The sequence below is a fragment of the Streptomyces sp. NPDC020898 genome, from assembly GCF_044333925.1.
Taxonomy (GTDB): Bacteria; Actinomycetota; Actinomycetes; order Streptomycetales; family Streptomycetaceae; genus Streptomyces.
Window position 1 is genome coordinate 44,208 of the sequence record NZ_JBIRRV010000004.1, and the last position, 21,078, is coordinate 65,285.

Sequence of the window (21,078 nt, forward strand, 5' to 3'; positions counted from 1 at the left end):
AGCCACCTCCGGTGGAGAGTCGGGGAGTCAACCTGCTCAACTCCCGTAGCCCACAAGAAGACACGCGCCCCGCAGCAGCCTCCGTACGCCCCCGGCCCTCAGCCGCGGCCCCGTCAGCCGTACCCGAGGGCGTGCAGGCGCTCGTCGTCGATGCCGAAGTGATGGGCGATCTCGTGCACGACGGTCACCTCGGTCTCCGCGACCACGTCGTCCCGTGTGTCGCACATCCGCAGGGTCGGCCCCCGGTAGATCGTGATCCGGTCGGGCAGCACCCCCGCGTACCACTCGCCTCGGTCGGTCAGCGGCGTCCCTTCGTACAGTCCGAGCAACTCGGGGTCGTCCTTGGGTGGTTCGTCCTCGACGAACACCGCGACGTTGTCCATGAGCCGCGTCAGCTCCGGCGGAATCCGGTCCAGGGCCTCGGCGACCAGTTCCTCGAACTCCTCGCGTGTCATCTCCAGCACACGCCCATTGTCCGGTACGGATCGCCCGTACGAAGGCTGCGGACCCGACCGTACGAGGATCACGCCCGCATAGCCGCGCCGCACCTTGGGCATACGGGACCAATGGCACGCGTACCCGCCACCACCCCGCACCCCAAGAGCACCGGCACCACCACCCCCGGCCGTCTCGCCCGCGCCCTGGCCGCCCTCACCGGCCACTACCGCGCCGGGCGCGCGCACCCGGCCGCCGAGCTGGTCCATCCGCCGCACCCCTGGACCCGCGCACTGGGACTGGTGGCGGTGGTCATCCTGGGTGCCTGGCTCGGGCTGTTGATCGTAGGCAACGTACGCACGCCGGTCGGTCCGATGAACACCACGATGACCCTGCGCCCCTCGCTCACCGGCGGCACGAAGATCAACGTCTCGCCGCTGGGCGCCCTGGAACTGCGCAGCCACACCGGCCCGGTCCGCCTCGACGTCAACGTCGACCAGCTGGACCCCGTGCGCGCCCAGGCCCTGGTCGACCACCCCGAACGCCTCTCCGGCCTCCAGGACGAGGTCGCCCAGGACGTCGGACACGGCACCCTCGACCTGGCCGTACGTTCCTGTGTGGCCGTCGTGTCCGGGGCCACCGCCCTCGGCCTCGCGGTCTACCGCCGCCCCCGCCGCGCCCTGGCGGCCGGCGGCCTGGCCCTCACCCTCCTGGCGGCGTCGGGAGCGACGGCGTACGCGACCTGGAACCCCAAATCGGTACTGGAGCCAAGGTTCTCCGGCCTCCTCTCCTCGGCCCCCTCCCTGGTGGGCAACGCGCGCAGCATCGTCACCGAATTCGACATCTACCAGAAGGAGTTGGCGCGGCTGGTGACCAACGTGACGAAGCTGTACGACGTCACGTCCACGCTCCCGACGTATCAGCCCAACCCGGCCACGATCCGGGTCCTGCACGTCTCGGACATCCATCTCAACCCGGCGAGCTGGAAGATCATCGCGTCGCTGGTGGAGCAGTACGAGATCAACGTCATCGTCGACACCGGCGACACGATGGACCACGGCACGGCGGCGGAGAACGGCTTCCTGGACCCGATCAGGGATCTCGGGGCCCCGTACGTCTGGGTCCGCGGCAACCACGACTCGCAGCTCACCCAGCGCTATCTGGAACGCATGAAGAACGTGCACGTCCTGGACGAGGGCCGCGCGGTCACCGTCGGGGGGCTGCGCTTCGCGGGCATCGGCGACCCGGCGTTCACCCCGGACCGCTCGGAGGGCGACAAGGACGGCGGCCCGGCCCAGGAGCTGGCGGGCGATCAGCTGGCCTCGGCCATCCGCGACCAGCAGACCCTCGGCACCCCGGTCGACATCGCGATGGCCCACGAGCCGGACGCGGCCCGCCGGACGGACGGCGTGGTCCCGCTCGTCCTCGCCGGCCACCTCCACCACGCGGAGATGGAGGTCATGGAGAAGGGCACGCGACTGCGCATCGAGGGCTCCACGGGCGGCAGCGGTCTGCGCGCCCTGGAGAAGCGGTACCCGGACCAGATCGAGGCGTCCGTCCTGTACCTGGACCGCGACACCCGTCGCCTCCAGGCCTGGGACGAGATCAAACTGGGCGGTCTGGGACTGACGACAGCAGAGGTGAGCCGCCACCTCCCGAAGGAGAACCAGCCGGGCGCCACACCGGCTCCCTCCCCCTCGCCTTCTCCGTCCCCTTCACCCTCGCCGTCAGCCGCTCCGAGCCCGTGAACGTTCCCGAAAACCGTTTTGGCGAAGGTCGCCGGCATCACCTATGCTTCTCACGTCCTCGCCCCCATCGTCTAGCGGCCCAGGACGCTGCCCTTTCAAGGCGGTAGCACGGGTTCGAATCCCGTTGGGGGCACTGGTAGGTCAGGTAAGTACGGTTGGCGGCATCCCGAGTCAGTGGGATGGCCGCCATTTCGTGCGTCAGGGGCTTTGCCGCCGCGTACACGAACGCGGCGAAGGCATACGGGAGTTCACACTGCGCGCCGCCGTGTCAGGCGGGCGGCTCGTCGGGCACGGGATGCTCGGGGCGGGGGCTGCCGGAGTGCGGTGCGCCCCGCCGGCCCGTACCGGCTTCGTCGGTGTCGGGTACCTCCGGGTCGGGCCGCTCGTCCTTCGCCGGGTTGTCGTCCGCCTCCCAGGGGTCCCCGTCGGCACCCGCCTGCTGGTCGGGCATGTCCCTCGGGACGGGCTTCGGCTCCTGGGCTCCGTCGTCCCCGGGGGTGGGGCGGTAGTCGCTCACAGCGCTTCCCCTTCGGCTGGTTGGTCTCGGCTGTCGTCGGCGGGACCCGGTCGCACCCGCGAGTACCCCGGTCGGCGGCGATACCCGTTCCCCGCCTCGATCGCACCCTGGGTGGCGGGGTGCCGAAGGAGGCGTCCGCGCCCAGTCCGTAGCAGACAAGGCCAGCGAGCGGTTGCGTCGCTCAACGCGTCACTGGTCGTCTTCCGAGCTTCTCGCGTGGGGAGCCGTCGACTGCAACTCCCGTGGCCCGTCACTGTGTTCGACATCGTGCTGGGCGAGCAGAGCCAGCAGATCCGCCACCGTCAGCCCCCCGTCGGCGGGATGCCGCAGGATCGTCCCGTCCTCGATGCGATACGCGTTGGAGCGTCCTTGCCGGGTGTGGGTGAGATAACCGGCCTCCTCCAGATCCGCGACGATCTTCTGGACGGCCCGCTCGGTGAGCCTGCAGCGTGCGGCGATGTCGCGGATGCGGGTGGTGGGATCCTCCGCGATCGCGGCCAGCACACGGGAGTGGTTCGTGAGGAACGTCCAGCCGGTGTGTGATTCGGGTACTCCACGCATGGCGCCCAGCATAGGCCCTTTGATTCACGTATTCAAAAGGGCGAACTTGATTTCACGTATCCCTTGACGTATGAAGGTCATGGACGGAGTCTGGAGGAGGCGTGAATTGCCTGATGCCAATGGAGTGGCCGTCATGTCCGAACGTGCAGTTCCCACGCAGCTCACAGCGGTGGACGGAGTGCCCGTGGCACCGTCCGTCCACCCGCCGGGCGATCACCGGGCACCCCTGCTGGGGATCGAGACACACCCCGCGGGCCACGGGACACTCGTCGTCGTGTCCGGCGTGATCGACATCGTCACGGAGCAGGCACTGCAGCACGGTCTGCGCCAAGCACTCGACCGCTCGGATCGCGGCATCGACCTCGATCTGAGCCGCGTCGACTTCTGCGACTGCTCCGGGCTCAACGTGCTCCTGCGCCTCCGAAGGCGCGCCCTCGACGAGAGCAAGCTCATCATCATCCGGAGGGCCAGCGCCTCGGTGCTCCGGCTCCTCTCGATCACCGGCACCCTGTCGCTGTTCGCCCTCGCGTGCGCGGGAAACCTCGAGGACGAGGCCGGCGACACCAACGAAACCGACCGGGCCCGGGGCGTGAGCCCCCGAGCGGCCCACGCCCCGGAGGCGGCCGGCATCTCGCCGGGCGAGGCGAACCAGGATCTGCGGATCGAACTGGGCCAGCTCCGGCGGGCCATGCAGACACGGCCCGTCATCGACCTCGCCCGCGGGGTTCTCATGGCGTCCTTCGGTCTGAGCGCCGAGGACGCCTGGAAGGTCCTGGTCTCGGTCTCCCAGAACACCAACACCAAACTCCACCAGGTGGCCGACCACCTCGTCAGCGCCGTCACAGGCGACCCGCTCCCCGAACTCTTCCGGCTACAGGTCGCCGAGACGGTCGCCAAGCTCCGTACCGCTCAGCCGGAATCGGCCACGCCCCGGGTGGATTCCGGCTGAGCACCCGCCCTCTCCAGGGCTCCGAGACCACCGAGTCCGAAACCACCGAGGAGGGACTGCGCGCGCAGTCCCTCCTCGGCTTCTTTCCTTTCCAGGGCGCCCGCCGGGACCGGCCGAGAATCCCCGCCCCGACCGCGACCCCCCGACGGACGCGCCGAACGAGACTCAGTGGCCCCGGTCCCGCCTGGCCGAACGCCCCGCCCTCTGGGTGCGCTCCCGGACCTTTTCCTTGATCTTCTTGGCTTCGCCGCGAGCCTGTTGCAGCTTGCCCTCCGTCTGCTGCTCGCGATCGCCGGTGGCCTTCCCGGTGACTTCCTTGGCCTTGCCCTTCAACTTGTCCATACGGCCTTTGTCGGCCATGGCTCCTCCTGGGAGTGAGGGGTTGAACCCGCCTGGCGGGAGGGACGTACGGAGGCGGCTCAGGCCTCCGGCGTCGCGATCCGCAGCGGCGTCGGACCCGCGGGTGCCGCTTCGTCACTTTCCCGGGTGATCTCCGCCCACCACGATCCGCCGTCCTCGACGTACCGCAGCAGGACTCCTTCGCGAACGGCCCACGGGCAGATGGCGAGCGTCGTGACGCCCGTCAGCTTCATCGCCGTGTGCCCCACCACCGCTCCGGCCAAACTCTGGGTGGCCCGCGGCGCCGAGACGCCCGGCAGCCCGGCCCGCTCGGCCGCCGGCAGGGCCGCGAGCCGGAGCAGACCCGCGCGGAGATCACTCCGGGACAGTTGCCGGGGCACAAACGGTCCCCGGCGCCCCGACGCGGCACCACAGAACCGGGCCAGCTGCTGGAACGTCCGCGAGGTCGCCGCCACCGTGCGGGGCCCCTCCCACCGGAGCCGTGCGGCCACGTCCCGCAGCTGGTGCCGTACTTGGCGGCGCAGCGCCTTCATGTCCTCCTCGGTCGGCGGATCGTCGGCGCCGAAGTACTCCCGGGTCAGCCGGGCCGCGCCGAGCGGCAGGGACGCCGCGAAGTCGGGCAGCCTGCCCCGCCCGAAGGCCACCTCCAGCGAGTCGCCGCCGATGTCGAACAGCGCGAGCGGCCCGGCGCTCCAGCCCATCCACCGCCGGGCACCCAGAAACGTGAGCTGGGCCTCGGCCTCTCCGGGCAGCGTGCACAGCTGTACGCCGGTCTCGGTCCGCACCGTCCGCAGCACGTCGAGCCGGTTCGGCGCGGTCCGCACCACCGCCGTCGCGAAGGCCAGCGTCCCTCCCGCCCCCCACCGCTGGGCGGTCTCGGCGGCCGACGCGACCGCCCGCACCAGCCGCCGTACGGATTCCTCGGGGATCACTCCACCGGGTTCCACCTGGTCGGCGAGCCGCAGTTTCCCCTTCGCCGTGTGCGCCGGCAGGGGTACGCCGTCCTCGGCGTCCGCGACCACCAGCCGAACCGTGTTCGACCCCACATCCACCACGCTCATTCGCATGGACCCGGAGTACCCGGTGCCGCACCCCCCACTCGCCCCGGTCGGGCCGTCGCTCCACCTCCCCTCCGACCTGCGGATCTTCCGCCCGGCGAGGGCCATGGAGCCGCTCGTCGCCTGCGCGGGGCACCCTCCGTGGTCTGATACGCTTTTCCAGCGACATCGGCCCGCCAGCCAGTCTCCGACCGGTCACTGAGAATCACCGGACCGGCCACGGAGACCAGGCGATACGACAGTCGCAGTGAGCGTCAGTTCACGACGGGACGGGCTTCGCGAGCATGTGGGGGCCGGCCAAATCCCGTTGGGAGCACGCAACACGGTGTGCGACACTTGCCTCACCAGTCAGCTGGTCGGCTGGTTCGCGCACAACAGCAAGGTCCTGTGGAGCAGTTTGGAGTGCTCGCCACCCTGTCAAGGTGGAGGCCGCGGGTTCAAATCCCGTCAGGACCGCTGAGGTTACATGTTTCACGTGAAACCTCGTGGCTGGGTAGCTCAGTTGGTACGAGCGATCGCCTGAAAAGCGATAGGTCGCCGGTTCGATCCCGGCCCCAGCCACCATCCGAAGGCCCCGTCCCCCATGGACGGGGCCTTCGTCGTGCCCCTTCGCACACCCCGTTTCGCCCGCCTCCCGCCCCCTTCCCGCCCCCCTCTCGCCGTTCTCCCGCCCCCTCTCCCGGACCGCGGCGGCAAAAGGGTTCGCCAGTAATTTGGCCGAGGTGAGATCCTGGATCGCGTATGTCTACGCATCCCGCCTCCGCCCCCGGCCACGGCCCCGGCGTCAGCGCCTCCGGGGCTCCTGCCTCCGGCGCTCCCGCCCTCGGTGACCTCGCCCCCCGCCTGACCGAGTTGTCCCTGCGCGACGCGCACCGGCTCGGGCGCAGGCTCGAAGGTGCGCGCGGGATCCGTAAGCCGGAAGCCCGTGCCGCCGTCCTCGCCTCGATCGAGGCGGAGGTCGCCAAGGGCGAGCTGCGCATGGCCGAGCGGCGCACGCTCGTGCCCGCCGTCAGCTATCCCGAGCAACTCCCCGTCAGCCAGAAGAAGGCCGACATCGCCGACGCGATCCGCGATCACCAGGTCGTCATCGTGGCCGGTGAGACCGGGTCCGGGAAGACCACCCAGATCCCGAAGATCTGTGTGGAGCTGGGGCGTGGCGTCCGGGGCATGATCGGGCACACCCAGCCCCGCCGCATCGCCGCCCGTACCGTCGCCGAGCGCATCGCCGACGAACTCGACACGCCCCTCGGCGAAGCCGTCGGCTGGAAGGTGCGGTTCACCGACCAGGTGAACCAGGACTCCACGTTCATCAAGCTGATGACCGACGGCATCCTGCTCGCCGAGATCCAGACCGACCGCGAGCTGCGCGCCTACGACACGATCATCATCGACGAGGCCCACGAGCGGTCCCTCAACATCGACTTCCTGCTCGGATATCTGGCGCAGCTGCTGCCCAAGCGGCCGGATCTGAAGGTCGTCATCACCTCCGCGACCATCGACCCCGAGCGCTTCTCCCGGCACTTCGGCGACGCGCCCATCGTGGAGGTCTCCGGCCGTACGTACCCGGTGGACGTCCGCTACCGCCCCCTCCTCGAAGAGGACAGCGACGACTCCGACCGCGACCAGATCACCGCGATCTGCGACGCCGTCGAGGAACTCCAGGACGAGGGCAAGGGCGACATCCTCGTCTTCCTCTCCGGCGAGCGCGAGATCCGCGACACGGCGGACGCGCTGACGAAGAAGAACTATCGGTTCACGGAAGTCCTCCCTCTCTACGCCCGCCTCTCGCACGCCGAGCAGCACCGCGTCTTCCAGCAACACACAGGGCGCAGGATCGTTCTGGCGACCAACGTCGCGGAGACCTCGCTCACCGTCCCGGGCATCAAGTACGTCATCGACCCGGGCTTCGCCCGTATCTCCCGCTACAGCCATCGCACCAAGGTCCAGCGGCTGCCCATCGAGGCGGTCTCCCAGGCCAGCGCCAACCAGCGCAAGGGCCGCTGCGGCCGTACGTCGGACGGCATCTGTATCCGGCTGTACAGCGAGGACGACTTCCTGGCCCGCCCGGAGTTCACGGACGCGGAGATCCTCCGTACGAACCTCGCGTCCGTCATCCTCCAGATGACCGCGGCCGGCCTGGGCGAGATCGAGAAGTTCCCCTTCATCGACCCGCCGGACCACCGCAACATCCGTGACGGCGTCCAGCTCCTCCAGGAACTGAACGCCCTCGACCCGGCCCAGAAGGACCCCCGGAAACGGCTCACGGACACCGGCCGCAAGCTCGCGCAGCTCCCCGTGGACCCCCGGCTGGCCCGGATGGTCCTGGAGGCCGAGAAGAACGGCTGTGTCCGCGAGGTCATGGTGATCGCCGCCGCGCTCTCCATCCAGGACCCGCGCGAGCGCCCCGCCGAGAAGCAGACGCAGGCCGACCAGCAGCACGCCCGCTTCAAGGACGAGACGTCCGACTTCCTCGCCTTCCTCAACCTCTGGCGGTACGTCCGCGAGCAGCAGAAGGAACGCGGTTCGTCGTCGTTCCGGCGCATGTGCAAGCAGGAGTACCTGAACTTCCTGCGCATCCGCGAGTGGCAGGACATCTACTCCCAGCTCCGGACCGTGGCCCGGCAGATGGGCATCCATCCCAACGAGGACGACGCCCCCGAGCAGAGCGTCCACGTCTCCCTCCTGGCCGGCCTCCTCTCCCACATCGGGATGAAGGACGTGAAGACCACGCCGGCGGGAACCGGAGCGTCCACGACGACCGGCGACAGCGCGCGCAACACCTCCGGCAAGAACGAGTACGTCGGTGCCCGCAACGCCAAGTTCGCGATCTTCCCCGGCTCCGCCCTCTTCAAGAAGCCCCCGCGCTTCGTGATGTCGGCAGAACTCGTCGAGACGTCCCGCCTGTGGGCCCGCGTCAACGCCAGGATCGAGCCCGAGTGGGTCGAGCCCCTCGCCGAGCACCTCCTGAAGCGCACGTACAGCGAGCCGCACTGGGAGAAGGACCAGGCGGCCGTGATGGCGTACGAGAAGGTCACGCTGTACGGCGTACCGATCGTCGCGCAGCGCAAGGTGAATTACGGGCGCATCGACGCGGAGGTGTCCCGTGAGCTGTTCATCCGGAACGCGCTGGTCGAGGGCGACTGGCGCACGCACCACAAGTTCTTCGCCGACAACCGCCGACTGCTCACCGAGGTCGAGGAGTTGGAGCACCGGGCCCGCCGCCGCGACATCCTCGTGGACGACGAGACGCTGTACGACTTCTACGACGAGCGCGTCCCCGAACACGTGGTGTCGGGCGCCCACTTCGACTCGTGGTGGAAGCACAAGCGGCATGAGGAGCCCGAACTCCTCGACTTCGAGCGGGCGATGCTCATCAACGAGCGCGCCGGGGACGTCAGCAAGGACGACTATCCGGACGTGTGGCACCAGGGCCCGCTCAAGTTCCGGGTGACGTACCAGTTCGAGCCGGGCGCGGACGCCGACGGTGTGACCGTCCATGTCCCGCTCCAGGTGTTGAACCAGGTCACGGACGAGGGCTTCGACTGGCAGATCCCGGGCCTGCGGGAGGAGCTGGTGACCGAACTCATCCGCTCGCTCCCCAAGCCGATCCGCCGCAACTACGTCCCGGCCCCCAACTTCGCCAAGCGTTTCCTGGACGTCTCCGCTCCCCTCCAGGAGCCCTTGACGACCACCATGGCCCGCGAGCTGCGGCGCATGGTCGGAGTCCCCTTCAGCCCCGACGACTTCGACTGGGACCGGGTCCCCGACCACCTCCGCATCACCTTCCGGATCGTCGACGAACGGCGCCGCAACCTGGCCGAGGACAAGGACCTGGAGGTACTGCGCCTCCAGCTGAAGCCGAAGGCCCGCCAGGCCATCTCCCAGGCCGCGGCGGCCACCGCCGAGCGCGCCGGCGGCGAGTCCCTAGAACGTACGGGCCTCACGGACTGGTCGATCGGCACCCTGACGCCCCTCTTCGAGACCCGCCGGGCCGGCCAGCCGGTGAAGGCGTACCCGGCGCTGGTCGACAACGGCGACACCGTCTCCGTACGCCTCTTCGACACGGAGGCGGAGCAGCAGCAGGCGATGTGGAAGGGCACCCGGCGGCTCATTCTGCGCAACATCCCGGTCAATCCTGCGAAGTTCGCGTCCGAGAAGTTGACCAACCCTCAGAAGCTCGCACTGTCGGCGAATCCGCACGGTTCGATCCAGGCCCTGTTCGACGACTGCGCGATGGCCGCGGCCGACAAACTGATCACCGATTTCGGGGGTCCGGCATGGGACGAGGAGTCGTACCGGAAGCTCTACGAGAAGGTGCGCGCGGAGATCGTCGACACGACGGTCCGTACGGTCGGCCAGGTGCAGCAGGTGCTGGCCGCCTGGCAGGCCTGTGAGCGCCGCCTGAAGGGCGTACGCAGCGCCGTGCTCCTCCCGAACCTGACGGACGTACGGAAGCAGCTGGACGCCCTCGTACGCCCCGGCTTCGTGACGGCGGCGGGCATCCGACGCCTGCCCGACCTGATGCGCTACCTCGTCGCCGCGGACCGGCGCCTGCAGCAGATGCCCACCAACGCCCAGCGGGACACCGCCCGCATGGAGAAGGTGCACGAGATGCAGGACGAGTACGCGTGGCTCCTTGAGCAGTTGCCGCAGGGCCGGCCGGTGCCGTCCGCGGTGCTGGACATCCGCTGGATGATCGAGGAACTCCGTGTGAGCTACTTCGCCCACGCGCTGGGCACGGCGTACGCGGTGTCGGACAAGCGGATCGTGAAGGCGATCGACGCTCAGGCGCCGTAACGCCCCCGGCACACTGGGTGAGTTCGACCCTGGGCTCCCCCTCCTGTACAGTCTCTTTTCGCAGCACAGCGCAACATCAAGTGCCGCGAAACCTGGTCCTGTGGAGCAGTTTGGAGTGCTCGCCACCCTGTCAAGGTGGAGGCCGCGGGTTCAAATCCCGTCAGGACCGCAGGAGAAGTCAGTAGAAGAACGAGAGGGCCCGAGTCTCAGGACTCGGGCCCTCTCGCGTTGCCGCCGTATTGACGGCGCCGCCCTCCCCCGGTAACCAGAGAACAGGGCCCTCGACGCCCTGACCCCCTCCGGAGGTGCGTATGGCGGCGTCCACGCGACGGTACGAGACGCGTGCTCTGCTTCGGGCACATCTGTCGGCCGCCAGCGAGTACCGCCATCTCACGCGGCACTGCCCGATCTGCCACCGGTTACTGAGGCTCGCCCTGGAGCGCCCCGACGCGGACACCGAGACCGGTGGGCCCGGTGAGGCCGGCGCGGTCGAGGCACCCGGTGCCAACAGCGGGTCTCTCTAGCGCATATGCCCCACCGTCAACAAGGAGCAGGGCATGTGACGGGTGTCACGGCATGAGTTTTTGAAACCCGGGTTCTTACCACTGTCATACAACTGGTCAATTTAATATGTGCAATTGCACCAGCCTCAGCGGGCTTCCACAGCGGATCCGACACCGCTCCCCAGACTCCCACAAGCTCGCTCACAGCACTCCGTGCCACCCCCGCGAGCAGCGTCTCAGACGCACAAAAAAGATCGCGCTGGACTCGGCGGAGTCCAGCGCGACCTCTACGACGCACCCTTGAAGCTGTGGAACTGGGTGGAACTGCCTTGGGCGTGGGGCCTGTTGGGGCAGGACCCGCGTCGCTTGGAGCTGTTGGTGCCAAAGCTGTTAGAGCTGGTGACTCTGATGAAGCTGGTGACTCTGGTCCTGCACGCCGGACGGCACGGCCGATAGTTGGGGGACCTGCCGAAACGTCCGACTATTCAGTTGGTCAGGCCTCGCTGCGCTGCTGCGGAATGCCCGCAAGCAGTGCGCGGACCTCGGCCTCGCGGTAACGGCGGTGTCCGCCGAGCGTCCGGATGGACGTGAGCTTTCCGGCCTTCGCCCACCGCGTCACCGTCTTAGGGTCCACACGGAACATGGTGGCGACCTCAGCCGGGGTCAGCAGCGGCTCGGCATCAGGGGTGCGAGCGGTCATGAGCGGCCTCCTCGGGAGAACCGAACCTTCTCGGTTCATTCCTCTAAATTCTGCACCTTGACCCGCGTTGCCCGAAATGGCGGATGCGGGTCGAGTCGGTTATAGGACGAACGGCTTGTCCTCGGCACTACAACTACACCATCTGTCCAACCGCGTAGGCCAAACCGATGGAATTGCCCTCCCAGGTGCCCATCAGCGACGGAAGCCGATGGACCATGCCATAGCGGACAGTCACGCCACTGTGACGATCAGTCACAGTGGCGATCAGGAGTCACGAGACCCCCCATAGCGTGCAATGCTGAGATTCCACCCATAGATGGGCAGATAGAGCCTCCCCCGGACTCCTTGTCCTATTTTGGCACGAGGAGGGGCAAGGGACGCAAGCCACCTGTACGTGCGGTCCGTCACGCTTGACACAAACGCCCAGATCGGGACCTACGTCCCAAGCAGCTCCAAGAGCGTCCCACAAAAATGGAACTCACGTTCCAGGGAGCCCTTCTTTGACGAACCGTCAGTTCGCCGACCTCCGGTCCCGCACCGAGCGCCACCGCTCCACCAGCCGCCCGTACGCCTCCCCGGCCGCCGCCCCGTCCCCGTCGCGCAGCGCCGAGATGCCCGCCGCCACGTCCGCGGCCGAGTGGTCGCCCGCCAGCTCACCCGCCGGCAGCACATGCACCAGCCCGCCGTAGTCCAGCTCGACCAGTGAGCGCGGATGGAACTCCTCCAGCCAGCGCCCGACGTCCAGCAGCCCCTCGACGAGCGGCCCCTCGTCGAGGGTGTCCCGCAGGGTCCGCAGCCCCCGCGCCACACGCCGCCGCGCCTGCACCATGGGCGTCCGGTAGCGCAGCACGGGCGCCGCGTCCTCCGCCTCCCCCGCGCCCTTCTCGTCGTACTCGCGCTCCTCGTCGGAGACCAGCACGAACCAGTTCAGCGGCACCTGCCAGGTCGCCGTGCGGATCCAGGGGCGGGCGTCCGGGTTGCGGGTCAGCCAGCGCTCGTAGTCCTGGGTGGCCTGCTGGCGTACGACGGGCGGCAGGACGGCGTCCAGGACCGGCGCGGGCAGTTCGTCCACCAGCGCGCCCAGCGCCTGCCAGCCGCGCAGCCGGGTACGCCAGGGGCAGACGCACAGCACCCCGTCGACCTCGGTCACGAACGCGTCGGCGCTCTCCCGCACCGGCACCGCGACCGGCGGCGTGGGCAGCAAGTCGGCCAGGGAGCGGCGCAGTTCGTCCTGGTACGAGGGCCGGTCGGGCCGTCGGGCGTAGCGCGCCCAGTGGCCGCGCTCCGGCTCCGGGAAGGCCGCCAGCGGCTCGTAGACGCGCAAGTAGGACGCGTACGGGACGATCACCGAGGACACCTTGGGCACGCTTGCTCCCTCCCCCCTGGACGACCGGGAAAACCCAGACAAGCTGCAGAACCAGCACAGCGCAGCACGGGAAAATTATGCAAACCGTCGCACGGTCCCATGACACCGGTGGGTGATCCTCGGCACTGCGGCGGCGGTCGGCACACGCGGCCCCGGGATGGGCTCTAATCTCATGCCCACGGAGCCCGCCACCCGTACGGGCTCCAGCCCCGACCGCCGCTACTTCCCTGGAGTCACCACAGTGACCGACGTAACCGGCGCGCCTGCTGATGTACTGCACACCTTGTTCCACTCGGAGCAGGGGGGTCATGAGCAAGTCGTGCTCTGTCAGGACCGGGCCACCGGCCTCAAGGCCGTCATCGCCATCCACTCCACCGCCCTGGGCCCCGCACTCGGCGGTACGCGCTTCTATCCGTACGCGAGCGAGGCGGAGGCCGTCACCGACGCGCTGAACCTCGCCCGCGGGATGTCGTACAAGAACGCCATGGCCGGTCTCGACCACGGCGGCGGCAAAGCCGTGATCATCGGCGACCCGGACGTCATCAAGAGCGAGGAACTGCTTCTCGCCTACGGCCGGTTCGTGGCCTCGCTCGGCGGGCGGTACGTCACCGCGTGCGACGTCGGTACGTATGTGGCCGACATGGACGTGGTCGCGCGCGAGTGCCGCTGGACGACCGGACGGTCCCCGGAGAACGGCGGCGCGGGCGACTCGTCCGTGCTCACCGCCTTCGGCGTCTACCAGGGGATGCGGGCCTCCGCCCAGCATCTGTGGGGCGACCCGTCGCTGAGCGGGCGCCTGGTCGGCGTCGCGGGTGTCGGCAAGGTCGGGCACCACCTGGTGCGGCATCTGCGCGAGGACGGCGCCACGGTCGTGATCACGGACGTACGGCAGGACGCGGTGTGGCGCATCGCCGACCAGGACCCGTCCGTCGGCGTGGCCGCGGACACGGAGCGCCTGATCGAGATCGAGGGCCTCGACATCTACGCCCCCTGTGCGCTCGGCGGAGCCCTGAACGACGACACCGTGCCCCGGCTGACCGCCAAGATCGTGTGCGGGGCGGCCAACAACCAGCTCGCGCACCCCGGCGTCGAGAAGGACCTCGCGGACCGCGGGATCCTCTACGCGCCGGACTACGTCGTGAACGCCGGTGGCGTGATCCAGGTGGCCGACGAACTGCACGGGTTCGACTTCGAACGGTGCAAGGCCAAGGCGGCGAAGATCTACGACACCACGCTGGCCATATTCGCACGTGCGAAGGCGGACGGGATTCCGCCGGCCGCGGCGGCCGACCGGATCGCCGAGCAGCGCATGGCCGAGGCCCGTCAAAGGCGGTAACCGGAGCCGGTGCGCCCGCCCGCGGGAGGTACCTGTCGGCGGGGTGTTGGAGAGAACTCTCACTCCCGTCGGCGGGTCGCCCGCGAAGAAGTGGTTAAAATCGCCGTTGACCAGCGAGGACAGGGCACCTCGCGGGTCCTGGGCACAGCCACTTCCTGCGGGCGACGTACCGTATGGGCGTGGGCTCAGGTACCGTGGAAGCCCTACGGACCGGTCTCTCCACGGAGAGCCCGTTCCAGAACATGAACGCGTGTCAAGACTCTGGGGCCACCGAGCTCCGTATCCGAGGGGGTCGAGCCATGGGGCGCGGCCGGGCAAAGGCCAAGCAGACGAAGGTCGCCCGCCAGCTGAAGTACAGCAGCGGCGGGACTGACCTCTCGCGTCTGGCCAATGAGCTGGGCGCTTCGACTTCGAGCCAGCCGCCGAATGGCGAGCCGTTCGAGGACGACGACGAAGAAGAAGATGACCCGTATGCCCAGTATGCGGATCTGTACAACGACGACGATGAGGACGAGGAAGATCAATCCTCAAGTCCCTCGTCTCAACAACGCCGTGGGGCTTGACGTCTTTCGACGTCTTACGTCTGCTGCGGCGCGCTGAACAGGTTGCACAGTTTCCTGTAGGGCATCAGCTGCACCTCACCCGGTCCGGGCGCTCTCGCCCCAGACCGGGTTTCGTGCGTTGCCGCTCCGCTGGGGTTGGGCGGGGCGCCTCCGCCAGTCGGGGGGGTGCGCTGTTCGTTGGCGGCTGCGGGTGCGTTGTGGTTGCTCGCGCAGTTCCCCGCGCCCCTGACGGCTTGGCGGCTGCGCCGCCTTGCCGTCAGGCGACTAGTTGGGTGCGTAGTTGGATACCAGTTCCGCGCCTGTTGTGTGGTCGGGGGTGCGGGTGGTGATTTCGCCTGCTACCCAGGCCTCTACGCCTCGGTCTGCCAGGGTGGCCAGGGCTACGTCGGCTGAGGCCTCGGGGACGATGGCGATCATGCCTACGCCCATGTTGAGGGTTTTCTCCAGCTCCAGGCGTTCTACGGAACCCGTCTTTCCGACGAGGTCGAAGACCGGGGCCGGGGTCCAGGTGGAGCGGTCCACGATGGCGTGCAGGGTGTCCGGGATCACACGGGCCAGGTTGGCGGCCAGGCCGCCGCCGGTGACGTGCGAGTAGGCGTGCACGTCGGTGGTGCGGGTGAGGGCCAGGCAGTCCAGCGAGTAGATCTTGGTGGGGACGAGGAGTTCCTCGCCCAGCGTCCGCCCGAACTCCGCGATGTGCGCGTCCAGGGACATGCCCCCCTGGTTCAGGAGGACGTGGCGGACGAGTGAGTACCCGTTCGAGTGAAGCCCGGAGGCCGCCATGGCGATCACCGCGTCCCCCGTGCGGATACGATCCGCGCCGAGCAGCCGGTCGGCCTCCACGACGCCCGTACCGGCCCCGGCGACGTCGAAGTCGTCCGGGCCCAGCAGACCCGGGTGTTCGGCCGTCTCACCGCCGACCAGAGCGCATCCTGCCAGCACGCAGCCTTCGGCGATGCCCTTGACGATCGCGGCGACACGCTCGGGGTGGACCTTGCCGACGCAGATGTAGTCGGTCATGAAGAGCGGCTCGGCACCGCACACCACGATGTCGTCCATGACCATGGCGACCAGGTCGTGGCCGATGGTGTCGTACACGCCGAGCTGCCGGGCGATGTCCACCTTCGTGCCGACGCCGTCGGTCGCGGAGGCGAGCAGCGGGCGCTCGTACCGCTTGAGGGCGGAGGCGTCGAAGAGGCCGGCGAAGCCGCCGAGGCCGCCGAGGACCTCGGGGCGCTGCGTCTTCTTCACCCACTCCTTCATCAGCTCGACGGCGCGGTCGCCCGCTTCGATGTCGACGCCGGCGGCGGCGTAGGAAGCACCGGAAGCAGAGGTCACAGGGGTCGTCTCAGACATTGCCTGGAGTCTTTCGGGTTGGTGATGACGTACGTAAGTACGTATGAGGCTTACGGGCGACGGATGGCGTCGGCCGCGGCCGTGGCTGCGGGACCCGCGGCCAGCTCGGTCTCCAGGAGCTGCTTGCCGAGCAGTTCGGGGTCCGGGAGGTCCATCGGGTACTCGCCGTCGAAGCAGGCCCGGCACAGGTTCGGCTTGGCGATGGTGGTCGCCGCGATCATGCCGTCGAGGGAGATGTACGAGAGGGAGTCGGCGCCGAGCGAGGTGCCGATCTCGTCGATGGTCATGCCGTTGGCGATGAGTTCCGCGCGGGTGGCGAAGTCGATGCCGAAGAAGCAGGGCCACTTGACGGGGGGAGAGGAGATCCGGATGTGGACCTCCGCCGCGCCCGCCTCGCGCAGCATGCGCACGAGCGCCCGCTGGGTGTTGCCGCGCACGATCGAGTCGTCGACGACGACCAGGCGCTTGCCCTTGATGACTTCCTTCAGCGGGTTCAGCTTCAGCCGGATACCGAGCTGGCGGATCGTCTGGGAGGGCTGGATGAACGTCCGCCCGACGTACGCGTTCTTCACGAGCCCGGCCCCGAAGGGAATCCCGGAGGCCTCGGCGTAACCGATGGCGGCCGGGGTGCCGGACTCAGGAGTCGCTATCACCAGGTCGGCCTCGACAGGGGCCTCCTTGGCGAGTTTCCGACCCATCTCGACGCGGGAGAGGTACACGTTCCGGCCGGCGATGTCGGTGTCCGGGCGGGCGAGGTACACGTACTCGAAGACACAGCCCTTGGGCTTCGCGTCCGCGAATCGTGACGTACGCAGACCGTTCTCGTCGATGGCGACGAACTCGCCCGGCTCGATCTCGCGCACATAGGCGGCGCCGCAGATGTCGAGGGCGGCGGACTCGGAGGCGACGACCCAGCCGCGCTCCAGCCGGCCCAGGACCAGCGGGCGGATGCCCTGGGGGTCGCGGGCCGCGTAGAGGGTGTGCTCGTCCATGAAGACGAGGGAGAAGGCGCCCTGGACCTGCGGAAGGATCCGCGCCGAGGCCTCTTCGATGGTCAGCGGCTTGCCGTCGTCGTCGGTCTGGGCGGCCAGGAGGGCCGTCAGCAGATCGGTGTCGTTGGTCGCCGCGACGCGCGGAGTGCGGCCGTCGTGCTGCTTGGGCAGGTCGGCGACCATCTCGGCGAGCTGCGCCGTGTTGACGAGGTTGCCGTTGTGGCCGAGGGCGATGGAGCCGTGGCCGGTCGCACGGAAGGTGGGCTGGGCGTTCTCCCAGGTGGAGGCGCCGGTGGTCGAGTAGCGGGCGTGACCGACCGCGATGTGACCCTTGAGCGAACCGAGCGAAGTCTCGTCGAAGACCTGGGAAACGAGGCCCATGTCCTTGAAGACAAGGATCTTGGAGCCGTTGCTGACCGCGATTCCCGCGGATTCCTGGCCTCGATGCTGGAGGGCGTAGAGCCCGAAGTAAGTGAGCTTGGCGACCTCTTCGCCGGGGGCCCAGACCCCGAAGACGCCACAAGCGTCCTGGGGGCCTTTCTCGCCGGGGAGCAGATCATGACTGAGTCGACCGTCACCACGTGGCACGCCACCGAGTGTAGGCGAGATCGACCACTGGTCCGAATTAGGGAATGCAGAAGTGACAGGAGAGGCCGACCCCGAGAATTGGATCACTTGGCGGCGGTCGCGCTCACCGTGGTCCCGTTTGCGCTGGTCAGCGACAGGCTGCGGTGATCGATCTTGTACTTCGTCTTGCCGTCGAAGAGGCTCAGCACGCTCTTCTCGGCTTCCATGAGTGAGCCGTCGCACATCCTTCGGGTGGTGGACGCGCTGCCGAGGGTGATAGTGCCGTCGCTGACCGTGGCATCAGCAGAAACGTTGTTGCAACCAGCTTTGCCGCTGACGGTCCCCTTCTTCTGGTCAAGGACGAGGTAGGCCTCGCCGCCGGAGGGAAGGGGCGCGACGGAGTTGGTGTCGCCGACTGTCGTGATCGTCCACTTCGTGCCGTAGAGGGAGGCGGCCTTCTCCTCGGTGAGGTGGATGGTGTCGCCGGTCTTGGTGGTGAGGGTGAGCTGCTGCGAGCCGTCGTCCTTGACCTGTGCGGTGAGGGTGCCGTCCCTGAGCGCGTTGCCGAGGTTGCCCTCGAACGTCATCAGGTCGTTCCCGCAGGCCATGTTGGTCGACAGGAACTCTTTGAGGGCGATCTTGTCGCCGTCGACGGTGGCATCGGCCCCGAAGCCGTTGCAGCCGAGGTTGCCGCCGACCTCGCCGTTCTTGTCGATCTTCAGGTAGGTGCCGGCGGGGGCCTGGCTCTTCTTCCCGTCGACGGTGAGATCGTCGACGGTCCAGTGGAGGCCGGTGACCTCCGCCGCTGCGGATCCCGCCCCCGACCCTGACCCGACGGTCTGGCTGCCGCCGTCCTTCTCGCTGCCGCAGGCCGCGGCGAGGGGGAGCAGGGTCAGGGTCAGGAGGCTGAGGCTCACGCTCGTCAGTCGCTGGGTCTTCATGCCGGTGGGACGGAAGGGGCGGGTGGGCGGTTCCCGTCCGGCGGCCACTTTTGCTTTCGGGGCGTTGTCGTCGTACGGGGGCTGCGGATTCTCCGTACGGGGGCTGCCCCTGTGCTTTTCGTACGGGGCTGCCGTCAGGCCATGAGGGGCAGCAGCCCGCCGAGATCGGCACGTTCGCCGCTCGCGCTGACCTGGGCGTCGTCGAGGGCGTCCGCCCACCGGGCCCGGCCGGTGGCCAGGCGGATCCAGGTCAGCGGGTCGGTCTCGACGACGTTGGGCGGGGTGCCACGGGTATGCCTCGGCCCTTCGACGCACTGCACCACGGCGTACGGCGGGATACGGACCTCCGTCGAGCCGCCGGGCGCCTTGACGGCGAGGGTGTCGGCGAGGAGGCGAGTGCAGGTCGCTAGGGCTTGGCGGTCGTACGGGATGTCGAGGCCGGGGACGGCGGCGTTCAGGTCGTCTGTGTGGACGACCAGTTCGACGGTACGGGTGACCAGGTAGTCGGCGAGGGTCATGGCGCCGGTACGGGTGGCGAGCCGGCGAGTGCCGGGGGCCGTGGAGAGGCGTTGGGTGAGGCGCTGTTCGGTGAGGGTGTAGAGGGCGTTGAGGTCATCGGGGCCGGGGTGGGCGGCGGCCAGCTCGCGGGTGCCCTCGGCGATGTCGGCGGCACGGTCAGTAGTGGCGAACGGCCAGTCGAGGAGGGCGAGTTCGGTCTCCGGCGGCTCGTCCCGGTCGAGGTTGCGGCTGACTGTCTCCACGGCCATGGTGACGTGCGCGACCAGGTCCAGGAGCGTCCAGTCGCCCAGGCGGGTGGGGAGCGCTAGTTGGTCGGGGGTGAGGGTGCGGACTGCGGTGCGGATGTTGGCGTACTGGGTGAGGACTGCGGTGCGGGTCTTGGCGGGGTCGTAGGTGCGGGTGCGTTTCCTGGCCGGAGGCATGCCGACGAGCCTACGACGGGGCGGTGCGTTGCTCTCCGAGGTCAGGAAGAGGTGGCCCCTCAGGCTGAGCTGAGGGGCGTGAATCCACACGTTCAGCGGCGTACGTGGTCCAACAACGCCGAGAAGGCTTCTGGGGGAAGGAGGAGGGCGGGGCTCTCGGGGGACTTGGAGTCGCGGACGCCTATACGGGCGTAGGCAGAGCTGAGGTTGGCGACTTCGACGCAGTTGCCGCCCGCGTCGCTGCTGTACGAGGACTTGAACCAGGGTTCGTTCATCGGCCCGCCTCCTTCACGTACTCGGTCAGGGCCGTGAAGCTGGTCGGGGAGAGCAACAGGGCAGGCCCGGTAGGGGTCTTGGAGTCCCGGACGGCGATGGTGACCGAGGCGACGTGGGCGATTTCGACGCAGCTGCCGCCCTGATCGTCGCTGTACGAGGACTTGAACCAGGCGTGTTCTGCGGCCAGTTCGAGGGCGTTGGGATGTGTACTCATGGATGCTTCAACTCTCGTGCTAGTCGTTCCAGGATTCGCGGTGTCTCCTGAGGCCCAGGTGCTCCGGCCCGCATGGCGTCGAATCGGCGCGCGTGCCGCCAGATCTCCGTGTCCTTGTCAGTGACGCTGACCCCGTCGTGTGTGTCCACGCTGACCAAAGTGGGCAGCGGCGGCGTGAACTCCATGAGGATGAAGTTCTCCGTGGCGCGGTACCCGGATTCGGCAAACGGCAGGATCTGCACGGTCACGTGCTCCAACTGCGCCAGCTCGATCAGGTGCTCGTACTGCTCCCGCATAACCTCCGGGCCTCCGTAGACACGACGGACGGCTGCCTCGTCGAGGATCGCGTGGACCTCAACCGGGTTTTCGCTGCGCGTGATGGCCTCCTTGCGCCGCACTCGGATCTCGACGTTCCGCTCGACAAACTCGGTGTTCCGCTCGTCCACGGGCTTAGCGGTCTCGAACATGGCTCGCGCGTACCCGGCGGTCTGGAACAGCCCGAAAACCGCGCTCGGCTGGTAGATCCGCAGGATCTTGGCATCACCCTCCAACCCCACGCTCATGCTGAATCCCGACGGCATGAAGTTGCGGTACGGCGACCACCAGCCCCGATTCAGCGAGTTCTTGTGGATGTCGAGCAGGAACTCCACGTCGTCCGGGTCGCCAACCCCGTACCGGTCCAGCAGTTCCTTGAGGTCCTGCACCTTGGGAAGGCCGGTCAGCCCCTTCTCCACCCGGTGCAGCGTCGACTCGGAGACGCTGGTTCCTCTGACCGCTTGGGCCCTCGTCATCCCCTTGCCCGAGCCGTCATCCTTCTCCGCCTGCTCGCGCAACCGCCGCAACTCCTGGCCGAGTTGCATCCGCCGAATCGTCGGCCCCGTCTTCGCTGCCACCGTGT

The 21,078-nt window shown here is 68.5% G+C and carries 20 protein-coding genes and 4 tRNA genes; 10 read left to right on the plus strand and 14 right to left on the minus strand.

Translation table 11 applies throughout. The annotated features are described in order from the left end of the window. Window positions 1–113: 113 nt before the first annotated feature. Window positions 114–464 (minus strand): metallopeptidase family protein, encoded by a 351-nt coding sequence (locus ACH4TV_RS14515; RefSeq protein WP_398397862.1) that lies wholly within the window; start codon window positions 462–464, stop codon window positions 114–116. Between the two features lie 102 nt (window positions 465–566). Between ACH4TV_RS14515 and ACH4TV_RS14520 the strand changes: the two genes are divergently transcribed. Then, window positions 567–2,183 carry a metallophosphoesterase gene (locus ACH4TV_RS14520; protein WP_398397864.1) on the plus strand — a complete coding sequence of 539 codons (1,617 nt, stop codon included), beginning with the start codon at window positions 567–569 and terminating at the stop codon, window positions 2,181–2,183. Window positions 2,184–2,243: 60 nt separating this feature from the next. Then, window positions 2,244–2,316, plus strand: a tRNA-Glu gene (locus tag ACH4TV_RS14525). A gap of 135 nt (window positions 2,317–2,451) precedes the next feature. Here ACH4TV_RS14525 and ACH4TV_RS14530 read toward each other — a convergent pair. Both ACH4TV_RS14530 and ACH4TV_RS14535 read right to left on the minus strand, forming a co-directional pair. Next, the gene (locus ACH4TV_RS14530; RefSeq protein ID WP_398397866.1) at window positions 2,452–2,700 is read right to left on the minus strand and encodes a hypothetical protein; all 249 of its coding nucleotides are present in this window, start codon (window positions 2,698–2,700) and stop codon (window positions 2,452–2,454) included. A gap of 189 nt (window positions 2,701–2,889) precedes the next feature. Further along, window positions 2,890–3,261 (minus strand): helix-turn-helix transcriptional regulator, encoded by a 372-nt coding sequence (locus tag ACH4TV_RS14535; RefSeq protein WP_398397868.1) that lies wholly within the window; start codon window positions 3,259–3,261, stop codon window positions 2,890–2,892. A gap of 133 nt (window positions 3,262–3,394) precedes the next feature. Between ACH4TV_RS14535 and ACH4TV_RS14540 the strand changes: the two genes are divergently transcribed. Further along, window positions 3,395–4,210, plus strand: a complete 816-nt coding sequence (locus ACH4TV_RS14540; protein WP_398397870.1) for an ANTAR domain-containing protein — start codon at window positions 3,395–3,397, stop codon at window positions 4,208–4,210. A gap of 165 nt (window positions 4,211–4,375) precedes the next feature. On the opposite strand, the gene ACH4TV_RS14545 is transcribed toward ACH4TV_RS14540, so the two are convergent. After that, window positions 4,376–4,570, minus strand: a complete 195-nt coding sequence (locus ACH4TV_RS14545; protein WP_398397872.1) for a CsbD family protein — start codon at window positions 4,568–4,570, stop codon at window positions 4,376–4,378. Between the two features lie 59 nt (window positions 4,571–4,629). Beyond that, window positions 4,630–5,637 carry a Ppx/GppA family phosphatase gene (locus ACH4TV_RS14550; RefSeq protein WP_398397874.1) on the minus strand — a complete coding sequence of 336 codons (1,008 nt, stop codon included), beginning with the start codon at window positions 5,635–5,637 and terminating at the stop codon, window positions 4,630–4,632. A gap of 372 nt (window positions 5,638–6,009) precedes the next feature. On the opposite strand from ACH4TV_RS14550, the gene ACH4TV_RS14555 reads away from it, so the two are divergent. The 5 genes from ACH4TV_RS14555 (at window position 6,010) to ACH4TV_RS14575 (ending at window position 10,949) form a co-directional block, all read left to right on the plus strand. Beyond that, window positions 6,010–6,084 (plus strand) — tRNA-Asp (locus ACH4TV_RS14555). Between the two features lie 31 nt (window positions 6,085–6,115). After that, window positions 6,116–6,192, plus strand: a tRNA-Phe gene (locus ACH4TV_RS14560). A gap of 177 nt (window positions 6,193–6,369) precedes the next feature. Further along, on the plus strand, window positions 6,370–10,425 hold the full coding sequence (hrpA, locus tag ACH4TV_RS14565; RefSeq protein WP_398397876.1) for an ATP-dependent RNA helicase HrpA: 4,056 nt from the start codon (window positions 6,370–6,372) through the stop codon (window positions 10,423–10,425). 94 nt (window positions 10,426–10,519) lie between these two features. Then, window positions 10,520–10,594, plus strand: a tRNA-Asp gene (locus ACH4TV_RS14570). 142 nt (window positions 10,595–10,736) lie between these two features. Further along, window positions 10,737–10,949 (plus strand): DUF6274 family protein, encoded by a 213-nt coding sequence (locus tag ACH4TV_RS14575; RefSeq protein ID WP_398397878.1) that lies wholly within the window; start codon window positions 10,737–10,739, stop codon window positions 10,947–10,949. A gap of 472 nt (window positions 10,950–11,421) precedes the next feature. Here the strand turns inward: ACH4TV_RS14575 and bldC are convergent, their stop codons facing one another. Then, window positions 11,422–11,628, minus strand: coding sequence for a developmental transcriptional regulator BldC (gene bldC / locus ACH4TV_RS14580; RefSeq protein ID WP_003949541.1), 207 nt, complete (start codon window positions 11,626–11,628; stop codon window positions 11,422–11,424). A 511-nt stretch (window positions 11,629–12,139) separates the two neighbouring features. After that, on the minus strand, window positions 12,140–12,994 hold the full coding sequence (locus ACH4TV_RS14585; protein WP_398397879.1) for a hypothetical protein: 855 nt from the start codon (window positions 12,992–12,994) through the stop codon (window positions 12,140–12,142). A 241-nt stretch (window positions 12,995–13,235) separates the two neighbouring features. Between ACH4TV_RS14585 and ACH4TV_RS14590 the strand changes: the two genes are divergently transcribed. Next, window positions 13,236–14,330: a Leu/Phe/Val dehydrogenase gene (locus tag ACH4TV_RS14590; RefSeq protein ID WP_398398803.1), complete on the plus strand. Its 1,095-nt coding sequence runs from the start codon at window positions 13,236–13,238 to the stop codon at window positions 14,328–14,330. 299 nt (window positions 14,331–14,629) lie between these two features. Then, entirely contained in the window at window positions 14,630–14,893 is a 264-nt protein-coding gene (locus ACH4TV_RS14595) for a DUF3073 domain-containing protein (RefSeq protein ID WP_398397881.1), read from the plus strand. Between the two features lie 264 nt (window positions 14,894–15,157). Here ACH4TV_RS14595 and purM read toward each other — a convergent pair whose 3' ends face one another. The 7 genes from purM to ACH4TV_RS14630 form a co-directional block, all read right to left on the minus strand. Continuing rightward, window positions 15,158–16,249, minus strand: coding sequence for a phosphoribosylformylglycinamidine cyclo-ligase (purM, locus tag ACH4TV_RS14600; protein ID WP_398397883.1), 1,092 nt, complete (start codon window positions 16,247–16,249; stop codon window positions 15,158–15,160). Between the two features lie 50 nt (window positions 16,250–16,299). Further along, window positions 16,300–17,829 carry an amidophosphoribosyltransferase gene (purF, locus tag ACH4TV_RS14605; RefSeq protein ID WP_398397885.1) on the minus strand — a complete coding sequence of 510 codons (1,530 nt, stop codon included), beginning with the start codon at window positions 17,827–17,829 and terminating at the stop codon, window positions 16,300–16,302. 83 nt (window positions 17,830–17,912) lie between these two features. After that, window positions 17,913–18,749, minus strand: coding sequence for an META domain-containing protein (locus ACH4TV_RS14610; RefSeq protein ID WP_398397887.1), 837 nt, complete (start codon window positions 18,747–18,749; stop codon window positions 17,913–17,915). 134 nt (window positions 18,750–18,883) lie between these two features. After that, the gene (locus ACH4TV_RS14615; protein WP_398397889.1) at window positions 18,884–19,690 is read right to left on the minus strand and encodes a sterol carrier family protein; all 807 of its coding nucleotides are present in this window, start codon (window positions 19,688–19,690) and stop codon (window positions 18,884–18,886) included. Window positions 19,691–19,782: 92 nt separating this feature from the next. Further along, complete coding sequence (locus ACH4TV_RS14620; protein WP_398397891.1) at window positions 19,783–19,965, minus strand: DUF397 domain-containing protein; 183 nt, start codon at window positions 19,963–19,965, stop codon at window positions 19,783–19,785. After that, a complete protein-coding gene (locus tag ACH4TV_RS14625; protein WP_398397893.1) occupies window positions 19,962–20,180 on the minus strand; it encodes a DUF397 domain-containing protein in 219 nt (72 codons plus the stop codon). The genes ACH4TV_RS14620 and ACH4TV_RS14625 overlap by 4 nt, the downstream gene beginning before the upstream one ends. Beyond that, window positions 20,177–21,073 (minus strand): helix-turn-helix domain-containing protein, encoded by an 897-nt coding sequence (locus tag ACH4TV_RS14630; protein ID WP_398397895.1) that lies wholly within the window; start codon window positions 21,071–21,073, stop codon window positions 20,177–20,179. The genes ACH4TV_RS14625 and ACH4TV_RS14630 overlap by 4 nt, the downstream gene beginning before the upstream one ends. Window positions 21,074–21,078: the final 5 nt, after the last annotated feature.

What these genes read in the sequence shown, in the direction of transcription:
- ACH4TV_RS14520 (WP_398397864.1), top strand. Translation starts at nt 567, where the DNA reads ATGGCACGCGTACCCGCCACCACCCCGCACCCCAAGAGCACCGGCACC.
- ACH4TV_RS14535 (WP_398397868.1), bottom strand. Translation starts at nt 3,261, where the DNA reads ATGCGTGGAGTACCCGAATCACACACCGGCTGGACGTTCCTCACGAAC.
- ACH4TV_RS14540 (WP_398397870.1), top strand. Translation starts at nt 3,395, where the DNA reads ATGTCCGAACGTGCAGTTCCCACGCAGCTCACAGCGGTGGACGGAGTG.
- ACH4TV_RS14545 (WP_398397872.1), bottom strand. Translation starts at nt 4,570, where the DNA reads ATGGCCGACAAAGGCCGTATGGACAAGTTGAAGGGCAAGGCCAAGGAA.
- ACH4TV_RS14550 (WP_398397874.1), bottom strand. Translation starts at nt 5,637, where the DNA reads ATGCGAATGAGCGTGGTGGATGTGGGGTCGAACACGGTTCGGCTGGTG.
- hrpA (WP_398397876.1), top strand. Translation starts at nt 6,370, where the DNA reads ATGTCTACGCATCCCGCCTCCGCCCCCGGCCACGGCCCCGGCGTCAGC.
- ACH4TV_RS14575 (WP_398397878.1), top strand. Translation starts at nt 10,737, where the DNA reads ATGGCGGCGTCCACGCGACGGTACGAGACGCGTGCTCTGCTTCGGGCA.
- bldC (WP_003949541.1), bottom strand. Translation starts at nt 11,628, where the DNA reads ATGACCGCTCGCACCCCTGATGCCGAGCCGCTGCTGACCCCGGCTGAG.
- ACH4TV_RS14595 (WP_398397881.1), top strand. Translation starts at nt 14,630, where the DNA reads ATGGGGCGCGGCCGGGCAAAGGCCAAGCAGACGAAGGTCGCCCGCCAG.
- purM (WP_398397883.1), bottom strand. Translation starts at nt 16,249, where the DNA reads ATGTCTGAGACGACCCCTGTGACCTCTGCTTCCGGTGCTTCCTACGCC.
- ACH4TV_RS14610 (WP_398397887.1), bottom strand. Translation starts at nt 18,749, where the DNA reads ATGAAGACCCAGCGACTGACGAGCGTGAGCCTCAGCCTCCTGACCCTG.
- ACH4TV_RS14615 (WP_398397889.1), bottom strand. Translation starts at nt 19,690, where the DNA reads ATGCCTCCGGCCAGGAAACGCACCCGCACCTACGACCCCGCCAAGACC.
- ACH4TV_RS14620 (WP_398397891.1), bottom strand. Translation starts at nt 19,965, where the DNA reads ATGAACGAACCCTGGTTCAAGTCCTCGTACAGCAGCGACGCGGGCGGC.
- ACH4TV_RS14625 (WP_398397893.1), bottom strand. Translation starts at nt 20,180, where the DNA reads ATGAGTACACATCCCAACGCCCTCGAACTGGCCGCAGAACACGCCTGG.